This is a genomic window from Oerskovia sp. Root918, assembly GCF_001428945.1.
GTDB lineage: Bacteria > Actinomycetota > Actinomycetes > Actinomycetales > Cellulomonadaceae > Oerskovia > Oerskovia enterophila.
Map to the genome: position 1 here is coordinate 380903 of NZ_LMJG01000013.1, position 12741 is coordinate 393643.

Consider the following 12741-nt stretch of genomic DNA (forward strand, 5'->3'; position numbering starts at 1 on the left):
GCATGAGCACCTCCCTGCCCGACGACGTCACGTCCGCCGGGTCGGCCACCTCGCCCCGCGAGGTGGTCGCCCTGGCCGCGCACCACGACGGCTCCGAGGTCTACGTCCCCGGGGGCACGCCCGCCCTCGGGGACGTGGTCCCCGTCCGGGTCCGCGTGCCCCGGGGGCCGGGCGGTCCCGCCGCCCAGGTCCGGTCCGTGTGGCTGCGGACGGTCCGCGACGGCGAGCCCCGCCTGTCGCAGGCACGGCTCGAGCGCAAGGACGAGGACGAGTCCTGGTACGTCGCCGACGTCCTGGTCCACAACCCGGTCACGAGCTACCGCTTCTTCCTGGACGTCCCGGGCGGGTACCAGTGGCTCAACGGGCGCGGGGTCTTCGACCGCGACGTGCCGGACGCCGCGGACTTCCGCCTCACGGTCCACCCGCCCGCGCCGTCCTGGATGGGCGACGGCGTCGTCTACCAGGTCTTCCCGGACCGGTTCGCGCGCTCGGCCGAGGCCGACGACCGGCCGGTCCCGGACTGGGCCCAGCCCGCGGACTGGGACGACGAGCCCCTCGTGGGTGGCCCCGGCGTGGGGACGCAGTACTACGGCGGAGACCTGCGGGGCATCGAGGAGCACCTCGACCACCTCCAGGCCCTCGGGGTGGGGACGGTCTACCTGACCCCGGTCTTCCCCGGGCGCTCCAACCACCGCTACGACGCGAGCACGTTCGACCACGTCGACCCGCTCCTGGGCGGCGACGAGGCCTACGCCTCGCTCTCGCGCGCCGTGCACGCGCGCGGCATGCGGTTGCTCGGCGACCTGACGACCAACCACACGGGCGCGGGCCACGAGTGGTTCGAGCGCGCGCACGCCGACGCGTCGAGCGCCGAGCGCGACTGGTTCTACTGGACGCCGGGCGAGCCCGGCTACGTGGGCTGGCTCGAGCACGCGTCGCTGCCCAAGCTCAACTACGGCTCGCCCACGCTCGGGGCGAGGATGATCGACGGGCCGGGCTCCGTCGTCGGGCGGTACCTGGGCGAGCCCTTCTCGCTCGACGGCTGGCGCATCGACGTCGCCAACATGACGGGCCGCTACGCCGACGAGGACCGCACGCTCGAGATCGCGCGCCGCATCCGGGCGACCATGACCGAGGTCAACCCGGACTCGGTCCTGGTCAGCGAGCACTTCCACGACGCGTCGCTCGACCTGGCCGGCGACGGCTGGCACGCCAACATGAACTACTCGGCGTTCACGCGTCCCGTCTGGACGTGGCTCGCCCCGCACGACTCGAGCGTCCCGTTCCTCGGGCTGCCCGTCACGACCCCGCGGCGGGGCGGGCGCAGCATGGTCGAGACCATGCGCGACTTCGACGCCGTGCTGCCGTGGGCCGTCACGTCGCGCCAGTGGAACATGCTCGGCTCGCACGACACTCCGCGACTGCGCTCGATCGTGGGGTCGGCCGAGATGGTCGAGGTCGCCGCGACGCTCCTGCTGACCTACCCCGGCACGCCCGTGATGTTCGCGGGCGACGAGGTGGGCCTGACGGGCACCAACGGCGAGCACGCGCGCGTGCCCATGCCGTGGGGCCGCTCGGAGCGCTGGGACAGCGACACCTTCGAGGTCTACCGGCGGCTCGTCGCGATGCGCCGCGCGAGCCGCGCCCTGCGCGAGGGCGGTCTGCGCTGGCTCCTGGTCGACGACGACGCCGTGGCGTACCTGCGCGAGACGACCGACGAGCGCGTGCTCGTCGTCGTCGCGCGCGACGCGTGGGCCGGGGCGCGGCTGCCGCGGCACCTGCTCACGGGCACCGAGCCCGAGCGCCTGTACGGCGAGCTCGGTCTCGAGGTCACCGCCGAGGGGCTCGACCTGGCCGGCGACGGACCGGGCGTCGGGGTGTGGCGGATCGGCTGAGCCGGTACGCACACGTGGTCTTCGACGAGAAGTGAGCAGATGCCCCTGGTCCGCGGCGATCAGGGGCATCTACGCACTTCTCGGCGCGGGGGCGGCGCGGGGGCGGCGCGCCACCGCGCGCCGTGCGCCTCGATAGGGTGGGACCCGTGCCGCACACCACGCCAGGAAACGCCCTCGGGTACTCGGCCGCCGACGTCGAGCGCTGGGTCCCCGAGCCGCCCAAGAGCAAGTCCCGCACGCCCTTCGAGCGCGACCGGGCGCGCGTCGTCCACTCCTCGGCGTTGCGCCGGCTCGGCGCCAAGACCCAGGTCCTGGGCCCGGGGTCGGACGACTTCGTGCGCACGCGTCTCACGCACAGCCTCGAGGTCGCCCAGGTGGGACGGGAGATGGGCCGCGCCCTGGGCTGCGACCCCGACGTCGTCGACACCGCGTGCCTGGCCCACGACCTGGGGCACCCGCCGTTCGGGCACAACGGCGAGCGGGCGCTCGCGGAGATCATGGCCCAGCACGGCGGGTTCGAGGGCAACGCCCAGACCCTGCGCCTGCTGACCCGCCTCGAGCCCAAGGTCTTCGCGGCGGACGGCACGCCCGTCGGGCTCAACCTGACCCGCGCGAGCCTCGACGCGAGCGTCAAGTACCCGTGGCGCCGGGGCGAGGGGCCGCGGCGCCCCGACGGGACCACGACCCACAAGTTCGGCGTCTACCCCGACGACGTGCCCGTCTACACGTGGCTGCGCGAGGGTGCCCCCGAGCACGTCAAGTGCATGGAGGCCCAGGTCATGGACCTGGCCGACGACATCTCCTACTCGGTGCACGACGTCGAGGACGCGATCGTGGGCGGCAAGCTCGACCTCGCGGTCCTGGCCGACCCCGACGAGCGCGGGCGCGTCGTGGCCGCGGTGCGCGCCTGGTACGGCGACGCCTACGACGAGGCCGAGCTCGACGCCGCGATCTCCCGTCTCGAGGCGACCGGCCACCTGATGCGCGGCTTCGACGGTTCGCGCCGGGCGCTCGCGGCGCTCAAGGACTCGACGAGCCAGCTCATCGGGCGCTTCAGCGGGTCGGCCCAGGCCGCGACGCGCGAGGAGTACGGCGACGGGCTGCTCACGCGTTACTCGGCCCGCCTCGTGGTCCCCGCGACGACGTCCGCGGAGATCCTGGTGCTCAAGGGCATGGCCGTGGCGTACGTCATGGCCCCGCGCGAGCAGGAGCCGCTGCACCACCAGCAGCGCCAGGTCCTCGCGGACCTGGTCGAGGTCTTCAGCGACAAGGCGCCCGACGCGCTCGAGGCGCCTTTCGCGGCGGACTGGCTCGAGGCGCCCGACGACGCCGCTCGCCTCCGCGTGGTCGTCGACCAGGTCGCGTCGCTCACCGACGTCAGCGCCTACCAGCTGCACGACCGGTGGGTGTCGCCGCGCTGATCCACCGCACGACCGCGGCCCGCGCCCCGGAGGGTGCGGGCCGCCGTCGTGCCGCTGGTCAGCCCAGCGTCGTGGTGAGCTGCGCGACGAACTCGTCGAGCGCGTAGGGGATGCTCAGGACCGTGGGCGCGGACGTGGCCATGGCGTAGTCCATGCCCACGACCCGCACGACCCGGCCGTCGACGACCGAGGGCAGCGCGGCGAACAGCGGGTTGCCCAGGAGCGTGTCGTAGACCGTCTCGTCGACATCGATGAGGATGAACGCGTCGGCGTCGAGCGTGGGGATCAGCTCGGAGCTGACCGAGACCGACGAGGCGTCCTCGGCGCCGCAGACCGCGAGCGTGCCGGGGGAGGGCTCGAGCCCGACCTGCGTCAGCAGCTCGATGCGCGGGTCCGAGGGGCAGAAGACGATGACGCCGCCCTCGCCGTTCATGGCGTACGTGATGGTCTTGCCCCGGAGCTCGGGGTGGGCCGCGGCGGTCTCGGCGACCGTGGTCCCGACGCCCTCGACGAGCTCGTCCGCACGGGCAGGCTGTCCGAGGGCCGCGCCGATCATGGTCGTCTGGTCCTGCCACGACGTCTCCCACGCCGAGCCGGGGAACGCGACCGTGGGCGCGATCTCCGCGAGGCGCTCGTAAGCCGTGTCCGTGATCCCCGAGTAGACCGCGATGATCACGTCGGGCCGCAGCGCAGCGATCTGCTCGAACGGGACGTCGGGGTTGGACGTGAGGAGCTCGGGGGTCGCGCCCTCGAACGTCTCGGTGAGCCACGGCAGGATGTCGTCCTCGATGCCGGGGCCCGTGAACTTCTCGATGCCCACGGGGACCTTGCCGAACGCGACGACGGCGTCCTGGCTGCTCCAGCCGATCGTGACGACCCGCTGGGGTTCCTTCTCGATCGTCGTCGACCCGTAGGCGTGGTCGATCGAGACCGGGAACGCGTCGGCCTCGGCGAGGCTGGTCGCGGCGACGTCGCCACCCCCCGCGGGGACGGACGTGGCGGAGTCGGTGCCACCCGTCGAGCAGGCCGCGAGCGCGGCGAGCGTCACGAGCGAGGCGACGGCGCCCAGGAGGTGCCGCGGCGTGGTCCGTCGGCGGGAGCTGGTCGGGGTCATGAAGAGGTCCTCCGTCGAGCGGCTCGCGATGCGAGGCGCTCGGTAGTTAGATGAGCCTAGCCTTAGTTGGCGGAACAAAGGTGAGGCTAACCCGGGCCGGATCGAGAAATCCTGCCAGCGCGGACCGATTTCCCGCCAGGGTCAGTGGCCAGGGGCCCCGAGCAGGCGGGCGTAGGCCGCAGGCGACATGCCCGTGGTGCGACGGAAGACCGTGACGAACGTGCTCGGGCTCGAGTACCCGACGGTCCGTGCGACCTCGCGGACCGAGCGGCCCTCGGCGAGCAGCACCAGGGCGGCCCCCGTCCGGGCGAGGATGCGCCACTGGGCGAAGGACAACCCCGTCTCGGCGACGAACCGCCGCATGAAGGAACGCGGGCTCATGCCCACGTCGGACGCCCAGGCGTCGAGCGACCGGCCGTCGCCGGGGGACGCGAGCAGCCGCTCGGCGACGTGCAGCAGGTCCACGTCGCGCGGCATGCGCAGCTCGATGCTCGCCACGGGCAGGGGCAGCATCTGCTCGATCGCGAGCGCCTGCAGGCTGTGCCGGCTGGTGTCCGGCATGACGGCCGTGGTGTCGTGCAGGAGCAGCTCGCGCAGCAGGGCGCTGACCGGTACCCCCACGACGCTCTCCCACCGCGGCGCGACCTGGTCGGGATTCAGGTAGGTCGCGTAGACGGTCACGTCGGGGTCGGCCCGGACCTTGTGCCGCGTCCCGGCGGGCAGCCAGATGCCGAGGCTCGGCGGGACCAGCCAGCGTCGGCCCGTGGCCTCGACGTCGAGCGGCCCGCCCTCGCCCCAGACGAGCTCGTGCTCGTAGTGCACCTCGTCGGGCCACTCGCGCGCGTGGCCGGGCTCGAACACGTTGGTCGCGAGGCTCCACGGGTCGGCGACGAAACGCCCCTCGGGCGCCCGGTAGGGCACCGCGGGCTCCTCGGTGAACGACGGAGCACCCCAGATGCGGATGCTCCCGGGGTGCTCGGTGCTCGTCATGGGCAGGACGTTACCGCCCGTGCCTGGTCGACCGGGCCTGGTCGACCGGGCCTGGTCGACCGTGCCTGGTCGATCGGGCCTGGCGGTGCGGACGGGCGAGCGCTCAGCCGGCCGGCTGCTCGCTCATCCACGCGTCGCTGGCCCGCTGCACGTCCTCGGGCGTGACCGAGCCCGCGACCGTCACGAAGTACCACCGGTGCCCGAACGGACAGCGCACCGCGGCCTGGCGGAAGCCCTCGAACCAGTCGGCGGGCTCGGCCGTGCTCGTCGCCCCCGCGGCGATCGCGCGGGCGTAGGCCGCGTCCGTGTCGGGGACGGGCACCGTGAACGACACGGGCGTCGGGCCCTCGGGATCCGGTGCCGCGGAGCCGGCCCCCGGGAACTCCTGCGCGACGGTGAACGTCGAGAACCCGGACGTCGTGGGCAGGCGCAGGTCGGAATGGATGATCGCGTCCCCTGCCGTGATCACGTCGTCGACCTCGGCGCCGAACGCCGCGGTGTAGAAGTCGATCGCCGCGCGGGCGTCGCTGACGGCCAGGTTGGGGTGCAGGGCGGACATGTCCATGGTTCCTCCAGTGCTCGGGTGCTGATGTCCCCATCGTCTGTCGGTGCGCGGTGGCAGTCTTGGAGGAATGCGACACGAACGCGGCAGCGTCCCCGGGGTCTCCGGCGTCCCGTCCACCACCTACGGCGTGGTGGACCCCGTCGCCGCGCGCCGAGCGTTCGCCCTCGGACGGTTCCCGGCTCCCGCGGACCTCGCCGACCGCGTCGACTGGTTCTGGCTCGTGCGGTGGGACCTGCCGGCGGGCGAGTCCTTCACGCAGACCGTCATCCCGCACCCGTGCGTCAACCTCGTGGCAGAGCCCAGCGGGTTCGCGGCCCACGGCATCCCCGAGGGGCTCTTCGACCGCACCCTCGTCGGGACGGGCGTCGTCGTGGCCGCCAAGCTGCGTCCGGGCGCGCTGAACGTCCCGCGCGGGACGTCCGTGCCGGCGTCGGGCGTGCTGGGCGCCGGTGCGGACGAGGCGGGGGAGCGCGCCCTCACGCTCGCCGAGCGCGGCGAGGACGAGGACGCGGTCCGCGTCCTCGCGGGGCTCGTGCGCGAGCGGCTCGCCCCGGACCAGCACCTCGCGCAGGTCTCGCGCGTGCTGGACGCCGCGACCTCGGGCGACCTGGGACCCCGAGCGCGCGTCGCGGACCTCGCCCGGGTCGCGGGCACGAGCACGCGCAGCCTCCAGCGGCTGCTCGGCGAGCGGCTGGGCGTCGGGCCCAAGTGGGTCCTGCAACGCCATCGCGTCCACCTCGCGGCCGAGCGGCTCGCCCAGGACCCCGGCCAGGACCTGTCGGCGCTCGCGGTCGACGTGGGCTACTACGACCAGGCGCACCTGGCTGTGGACTTCGTCTCCGTGACCGGTCACACCCCCGGGGCGTACGCGCGGCGGTGCGCGGAATCCCGCGCCCGGCTGCTCGAGCTCGTGTCCTCCTGAGGTCACCCGAGCGGTCGGTGGGCGCGGCTGATGGCTGATCGGACGGGGCCCGGCGCGAGACGTCACCGGCGGCACCTACACTCGGGTACGTGGCAGGTCTGATCCGACGCGAGGACGTCGACGCGGTGCGCGAACGCGCGAGGATCGACGAGATCGTGTCCTCGCACGTGACGCTCAAGCCGGCCGGTGTCGGCTCGCTCAAGGGCCTGTGCCCCTTCCACGACGAGCGCTCCCCGTCCTTCCACGTCCGCCCCCAGGTGGGGCGCTGGCACTGCTTCGGCTGCAACGAGGGCGGCGACGTCATCTCGTTCGTCCAGAAGATCGACGGCATGACGTTCACGGAGGCCGTCGAGTACCTCGCGGACCGCGTGGGCATCCAGCTCCGGTACGAGGAGGGCGGCGGTCCGCGCCGCACCGAGGAGCCCGGCAAGCGCCAGCGCCTGCTCGAGGCGCACCGCGTGGCCTCGCAGTTCTTCTCCGAGCAGCTCTTCGCTCCCGGCGCCACGGTCGCGCGCACGTTCCTGGCGGAGCGCAGCTTCGACCGGTCGGACGCCGAGCGCTTCGGCGTCGGGTTCGCCCCGACGGGCTGGGACGCGCTGCTGCGCCACCTGCGCGGGCGCGGCTTCACCGAGGCGGAGCTGATCGCGTCGGGCCTCATGAGCCAGGGCCAGCGGGGTATCTACGACCGTTTCCGCGGCCGCCTCGTGTGGCCCATCCGCGACGTGACGGGCGAGACCATCGGGTTCGGTGCGCGCAAGCTCTTCGACGAGGACCAGGGCCCCAAGTACCTCAACACCCCGGAGACCACGCTCTACAAGAAGTCCCAGGTGCTCTACGGGATCGACCTCGCGAAGCGTGAGATCGCCAAGAACAAGCGCGTCGTGGTCGTCGAGGGGTACACCGACGTCATGGCCGCGCACCTGTCGGGCATCACGACGGCCGTCGCGACGTGCGGCACGGCGTTCGGCTCGGACCACGCGCGCATCGTGCGCCGCCTCCTGGGCGACACGACCGCGGGCGGCGGGCTCCAGCTCGCGTCGGGCGCGTCGCTCGGGGGAGAGATCGTCTTCACGTTCGACGGCGACGCGGCGGGCCAGAAGGCCGCGGTCCGCGCGTTCGGCGAGGACCAGCGCTTCTACGCGCAGACGTTCGTCGCGGTCGAGCCGAGCGGCATGGACCCGTGCGAGCTGCGCATGGCGCACGGCCCGGAGGGTGTCCGCGCGCTCGTCGAGGGCCGCCAGCCCCTGTTCGAGTTCGTCATCCGCACCACGCTCGACACGTTCGACCTGGACACCGCCGAGGGGCGCGTGGCCGCGCTGCGCGCCGCGGCCCCGGTCGTCGCGGGCATCCGCGACACGGCCCTGCGGCCCGAGTACGCGCGCATGCTCGCGGGCTGGATCGGCATGGACTCGGAGTCGGTGCGCCGCGCGGTCGCGGCGGCGGGCAAGGCGGGGGTCCCGCAGACGCTGCCGGCCCCGGTCCGCCCGCTGTCCCCCACGCCCGACGACGCAGCTCCCGCCGCGCCGTCGGGCCCGGTCTTCTCTCCGCCGGACCCGCGCGACCCCGTGGCCCGTCTCGAGCGGCAGGCGCTCGTCGTCGCGCTCCAGTACCCCCAGTTCGTGCCCGCCGAGGAGTTCGACGCGTTCTCCGAGTCGGCCTTCGCGACGCCCGCGTGGCGAGCCGTGCACGACGCGATCCGGGCCGCGGGTGGCATGGCCGGATCGGCCGCGCACCCGGCAGGGCAGTGGGTCGAGGCCGTGATCGAGCAGTCCCCGGAGACGGTGCGCGGCATCGTCAACCAGCTGGCCGTCGCCCCGCTGCCCGAGGACCGCGAGAACGTCATCCAGGGGTACGTCAAGGGCGTCATCAAGGCGTTCGTCGACCTGGGCCTCACACGGCGCGTCGCGGACGCCAAGAGCCGCCTCCAGCGCCTGGACCCTGCGGGGGACCAGGAGGCCTACGGGGCGGCGTTCGCTGAGCTCCTGGCCGTCGAGCGGGAACGTCGAGAGCTGCGCGAGGGCGCCTGAGGACGTGGCGTGCGCCCGGTCGCCGAGGGTGACGCGTGCCGCCCTCCGTCCGGCCGTCCGCGGTGCGATCGACCCGTACAAGGTGCTGTGGACAGCGGGGGTCGAGGGCCTCGACCGGGTGAGGATGGTGGTGCCGGCCGGCACCACCGCGGGGAGGAACCCCGTCGCTCCAGGCACTTTCCGAGGAGACCGTTCATGTCACGTGCCGTCGCGGTACCCACCCTTGCCCGCAGTGCCGCTCTGATCGTGGGCGGGATGTCCGCCCTGGCACTCGCCCAGCTCTTCGTGGTCGTAGCCCTCACGCTCGACGGGGCCGCGACGTACGGCGCATCGTCCTACGGCAGGTCGCCTGACGCCTCGGGGGTGGCTGCGCTCCTGGTCCTCGGTGGTCTCGTGGCCCTGTCCGGACTGGCGACCTTCCTGGTCGGCCTCTACCGGGCGGTCGCCAACGTCGACCGCTACCTCGCGTTCCGGGTCGCCGTGATGCCGCGCCGTGTCGAGGGAGCAGGTACCGGAGGAGGCCTCGTCCTGGCCCAGGTGGGTCGTGGCGCACAGTTGCTCAGCCCGTTGAGATGAAGGTCACACCTCTCGCCGGCTCGAGGTGACCCGAGGAACGACAAAGGCCCCTGACCTGCGTCTCCGCAGATCAGGGGCCTCTCGTCGTGCTCCCGCGGTAGGACTTGAACCTACGACCGTCCGATTAACAGTCGGATGCTCTGCCAGCTGAGCTACGCGGGACCGCTCACCCACCGTTTTGCACCGGTTGGGCGACCGGAGAAAACTCTATCAGCATCAGAGGGGTAGTCCGGACATCGAGCGGACCCGGTCCTCCGCGGCGTCGATCGCAGCCCGTGTCCGCGGGTCGTCGAGGTCCACCCCGGCCTCGGCGACGACCTGCGAGAAGAGCGAGCCGTCGGTGTCGCGGCGGACCGCGACCTTGGCCGACCGGCCGGCCCCGAGAGCGACCACCTCCGCGAGCACGACCGAGGACTGCACGCGCTCCCGGACGGTCTGTGCCAGCGTGGTGCGCCGCGAGTCGGCGAGACGCAGGACCAGGGGAGCGGCGCCGTCGACCCACTCGACCGTGATCGACGCGGTGACCGGGTCGTAGCCTGCGCGGTCCACGTCGCACCAGGGGCGGGACGAGCCGTCCTCACCCGTCGTGGCCAGGACCGTGCGCGTCGCCGCGGCCCAGGAGCCGTCGACGAGCTGCGCCGCAGCGAGCACCGCGTCCTTGGGGGCGAGGCGCAGGGACCTGCGGGCGTCGTCGGGCAGGGAGCTACGGGCGAACAGAGCCATGCCAGACACGGTACTGCCCTGCTGCCCGACGGGCGCGCACCTGCCGGTACGCTTGTCCGCCGAGGGGCAGTAGCTCAGTCGGTCAGAGCATCGGACTCATAATCCGCCGGTCGTGGGTTCAAGCCCCACCTGCCCTACGTTGCAAACGTTAGGAAAACTCGGAGTTGCCTACATCGCTGGTGTAGCCACAACTGTAGCCAACTTCGTGCACAGGCCTCGTGAGGGGCCAGCGTGGGCCCGCTAGGCTCCCGGCATGGCAGGGGAGTGGACGATCCGTGAGCTCGCGCGCAAGGCCGGGGTGTCGCGCAAGAGCGTGTGGGCGTGGATCGACGCACAGGGTTGGGCGCGGCCGGTGTCGGGCCCGTGGATCCTCGACGGGGAGCGGGCGCGGCTCGTGCTCGAGCGGTTCGAGCAGACCGCCCCGCTGCGCACACCACGCGAACCCGTCCCATGCAGCATCGAGGGCTGCGAGCGGACGCGGGCCGGGCTACAGGACATGTGCAAGATGCACTACCAGCGCCGCCTGCGCACGGGTCGCACCGAGCGTTCGTCCGGAGGTGACTGGCAGACCGCCAAGACTCACTGCCCGGCCGGGCACGAGTACAGGCCGGAGAATATCTACCGCTTCCCGTCCGACGTGGGCACTCGGCGCCGGTGCCGGACGTGCCGCATCGCGCAGTCGTCGGTGAGCAAGAAGCCGAGCTAGCCTCGAAGCGTGGACGGGCAGCCGGATCGGGCACTGCCTCCCGAGACTCTCTCTGACCTGATCGGCGTGCTCGCAACGCTGACGGGCCACATCCTCGCGCACAACGTCGACGCCGGGATGCTCTCGTCGCTCGCAAGGCGACTCTCGCTGCCGCCTGACCAGGCTGGAGAGCGCGAGGTCGCCCAAGCTCTCGACGAACTCGTCCAGCAACTTTGCTCCGCACTCGGCGAGGACGACGCGCCTACCGCCTGACGACGGCGCCCGCCCAGACCCAGGCCGTATCAGGGTGGCCGAAGCGGTCCATGTAGCTGATGTGCACGGCGCGCTTGGTCCAAGCGATCGCGTCGGCGTCGATCTCGAACTCGTCGCCCTGCATCGTCACGATCCAGGCCCGGACCGGCATCGGAGTCTCCGGCGTCGTGACCTCGTGCCCGTACTGCTTCGGGTTGAGCGTGCGGGCCCGCTTCGGGAACGGGGTGTTGCCGGTCGGTCTGCTCACCCGACCAGCGTATCGAACATATGTTCGAAGATGCTTGTCGGATCGGCGCAGGCTGCGGTCGCGAGTCCGACACGGGGCAGGCCATGGATGAGGTGAAGTATCAAGAGCGGTCGTGACAGGCGCAGTGGCGATCTGCCATGCTTCGTTTCCGACGGGCGTGTCGTGACAGTTGGTGTCGCCACACTGTGATCTTGCTAACAGGCAGCACCCAGGTTGGTGTGTCACCATGCGAAGGACGGTAGGTACTGGCGATGGGGGGACGGGCCAAGCATTCCCGGCCTGAACTTGAGGAGATCATTCGATCGCTCGAGGCTCAAGGTTGGGTGGTCGAGAAGGGGCGAAAGCACTTCAAGGCCAAGTGCGGCTGCATCGACAAGCACATCAAGACCATCGCTTGTACGCCGTCGGATCCGAACTATCCGCGCAATCTGCGCGGGAAGCTCAAGCGGGACACCTGTTGGAAGGAAGGAGGAAGTAGCAGATGAACATCGATGTGATCTGCACCTTCGAGGACGCTGATGGCAGCGACGAGCAGTTCGAGGACTTCCTCGACTCGGTCCTCGACGAACTCGAGAAGATCGGTCGGGAAGACATCGACTTCAGCGCCAGCATCACGCAGCGAAAGGCCACCTTCACGGTATTCGGCGCCGACGAGGCGGACCCGGAGATCGACAAGTTCCACAGTGATCTCCGTACTGCGCTGCACGCGGCCCACTGCATCACGGAGGGCTGGGAGAAACCATCTCTCTCGCTCCGTGCCGACAGCGAGAACTCGGCCCTGGTCTAGGACGCAACGAAGCCCCGCCCTCCCGAAGGAGGGCGGGGCTTCGTCATGCACGGGTCAGGTGAGGTCGTCCGGGCGGAACATCGCGACGAAGTCGGAGCCGTCGAGCTGGACGCCGTAGTGCCAGCCGTCCTCGCGCTGCTCGACGTAGAAGACCCTGCCGCCCTGGCCGGTGGCCGCGATGGTGACGTGGTCGCCGCGCTGCAGGACGCCGGGCGGGGTACTGGAGGTCTGGAGCGGGGTGGAGGACAGGCCGAGGTGGCGCAGCCAGGCGTCGACGGCGGGGATCGCCATGATCCGCGCCATGGCCGCCGAGACCGCGGCGAGGACGGCAGCCGCGCCAATGACCCACGCGAGCCACGCCTCGGGCAGGTACCCGGAGAGCTCCTCGTGCAGGATTGCCGCGACAATCGGGGCGACGACCCCGAGGACGAGGATGACGGACAGGGCGTTCTGGACCGCGGTGCGCCGGGATGCACGCACCGGGTAGGCCTGCTGGGTCGGAGTGGTGGTCATGGG

At 72.0% G+C, this 12741-nt stretch carries 14 protein-coding genes and 2 tRNA genes; 9 read left to right on the top strand and 7 right to left on the bottom strand.

The window, feature by feature from the left end; all coding sequences use genetic code 11:
* The first annotated feature begins 2 nt into the window (after window positions 1-2).
* Together ASE27_RS12850 and ASE27_RS12855 are read left to right on the top strand one after the other, a co-directional pair.
* The gene (locus ASE27_RS12850; protein WP_082608894.1) at window positions 3-1895 is read left to right on the top strand and encodes a glycoside hydrolase family 13 protein; all 1893 of its coding nucleotides are present in this window, start codon (window positions 3-5) and stop codon (window positions 1893-1895) included.
* A gap of 146 nt (window positions 1896-2041) precedes the next feature.
* The gene (locus ASE27_RS12855; RefSeq protein ID WP_056650837.1) at window positions 2042-3316 is read left to right on the top strand and encodes a deoxyguanosinetriphosphate triphosphohydrolase; all 1275 of its coding nucleotides are present in this window, start codon (window positions 2042-2044) and stop codon (window positions 3314-3316) included.
* A gap of 58 nt (window positions 3317-3374) precedes the next feature.
* Here ASE27_RS12855 and ASE27_RS12860 read toward each other — a convergent pair whose 3' ends face one another.
* The 3 genes from ASE27_RS12860 to ASE27_RS12870 all read right to left on the bottom strand — a co-directional run bounded on the left by ASE27_RS12860 (window position 3375) and on the right by ASE27_RS12870 (window position 5979).
* Complete coding sequence (locus ASE27_RS12860) at window positions 3375-4430, bottom strand: iron-siderophore ABC transporter substrate-binding protein (RefSeq protein ID WP_056650840.1); 1056 nt, start codon at window positions 4428-4430, stop codon at window positions 3375-3377.
* A 141-nt stretch (window positions 4431-4571) separates the two neighbouring features.
* The gene (locus tag ASE27_RS12865) at window positions 4572-5420 is read right to left on the bottom strand and encodes an AraC family transcriptional regulator (RefSeq protein WP_056650843.1); all 849 of its coding nucleotides are present in this window, start codon (window positions 5418-5420) and stop codon (window positions 4572-4574) included.
* Window positions 5421-5523: 103 nt separating this feature from the next.
* Window positions 5524-5979, bottom strand: a complete 456-nt coding sequence (locus ASE27_RS12870; protein ID WP_162259131.1) for a VOC family protein — start codon at window positions 5977-5979, stop codon at window positions 5524-5526.
* 73 nt (window positions 5980-6052) lie between these two features.
* Between ASE27_RS12870 and ASE27_RS12875 the strand changes: the two genes are divergently transcribed.
* The 3 genes from ASE27_RS12875 (at window position 6053) to ASE27_RS12885 (ending at window position 9510) form a co-directional block, all read left to right on the top strand.
* Window positions 6053-6907 carry a helix-turn-helix domain-containing protein gene (locus ASE27_RS12875; protein WP_056650849.1) on the top strand — a complete coding sequence of 285 codons (855 nt, stop codon included), beginning with the start codon at window positions 6053-6055 and terminating at the stop codon, window positions 6905-6907.
* A gap of 89 nt (window positions 6908-6996) precedes the next feature.
* Complete coding sequence (gene dnaG, locus ASE27_RS12880; protein WP_056650852.1) at window positions 6997-8934, top strand: DNA primase; 1938 nt, start codon at window positions 6997-6999, stop codon at window positions 8932-8934.
* 195 nt (window positions 8935-9129) lie between these two features.
* The gene (locus tag ASE27_RS12885; protein WP_157257592.1) at window positions 9130-9510 is read left to right on the top strand and encodes a hypothetical protein; all 381 of its coding nucleotides are present in this window, start codon (window positions 9130-9132) and stop codon (window positions 9508-9510) included.
* 89 nt (window positions 9511-9599) lie between these two features.
* Here ASE27_RS12885 and ASE27_RS12890 read toward each other — a convergent pair.
* A tRNA-Asn gene (locus ASE27_RS12890) sits at window positions 9600-9672 on the bottom strand.
* Window positions 9673-9726: 54 nt separating this feature from the next.
* Window positions 9727-10233 carry a hypothetical protein gene (locus tag ASE27_RS12895; RefSeq protein WP_056650858.1) on the bottom strand — a complete coding sequence of 169 codons (507 nt, stop codon included), beginning with the start codon at window positions 10231-10233 and terminating at the stop codon, window positions 9727-9729.
* Window positions 10234-10296: 63 nt separating this feature from the next.
* On the opposite strand from ASE27_RS12895, the gene ASE27_RS12900 reads away from it, so the two are divergent.
* The 3 genes from ASE27_RS12900 (at window position 10297) to ASE27_RS12910 (ending at window position 11191) form a co-directional block, all read left to right on the top strand.
* Window positions 10297-10370 (top strand) — tRNA-Ile (locus tag ASE27_RS12900).
* A gap of 116 nt (window positions 10371-10486) precedes the next feature.
* Complete coding sequence (locus ASE27_RS12905; protein ID WP_056650861.1) at window positions 10487-10939, top strand: hypothetical protein; 453 nt, start codon at window positions 10487-10489, stop codon at window positions 10937-10939.
* Window positions 10940-10948: 9 nt separating this feature from the next.
* Window positions 10949-11191: a hypothetical protein gene (locus ASE27_RS12910; RefSeq protein WP_056650865.1), complete on the top strand. Its 243-nt coding sequence runs from the start codon at window positions 10949-10951 to the stop codon at window positions 11189-11191.
* On the opposite strand, the gene ASE27_RS12915 is transcribed toward ASE27_RS12910, so the two are convergent.
* Window positions 11181-11438: a hypothetical protein gene (locus ASE27_RS12915; protein ID WP_056650868.1), complete on the bottom strand. Its 258-nt coding sequence runs from the start codon at window positions 11436-11438 to the stop codon at window positions 11181-11183. The genes ASE27_RS12910 and ASE27_RS12915 overlap by 11 nt on opposite strands.
* A gap of 481 nt (window positions 11439-11919) precedes the next feature.
* On the opposite strand from ASE27_RS12915, the gene ASE27_RS12920 reads away from it, so the two are divergent.
* Window positions 11920-12225 (top strand): hypothetical protein, encoded by a 306-nt coding sequence (locus ASE27_RS12920; protein WP_056650871.1) that lies wholly within the window; start codon window positions 11920-11922, stop codon window positions 12223-12225.
* Between the two features lie 54 nt (window positions 12226-12279).
* Here the strand turns inward: ASE27_RS12920 and ASE27_RS12925 are convergent, their stop codons facing one another.
* On the bottom strand, window positions 12280-12738 hold the full coding sequence (locus tag ASE27_RS12925) for a hypothetical protein (RefSeq protein ID WP_056650874.1): 459 nt from the start codon (window positions 12736-12738) through the stop codon (window positions 12280-12282).
* Window positions 12739-12741 lie beyond the last annotated feature (3 nt).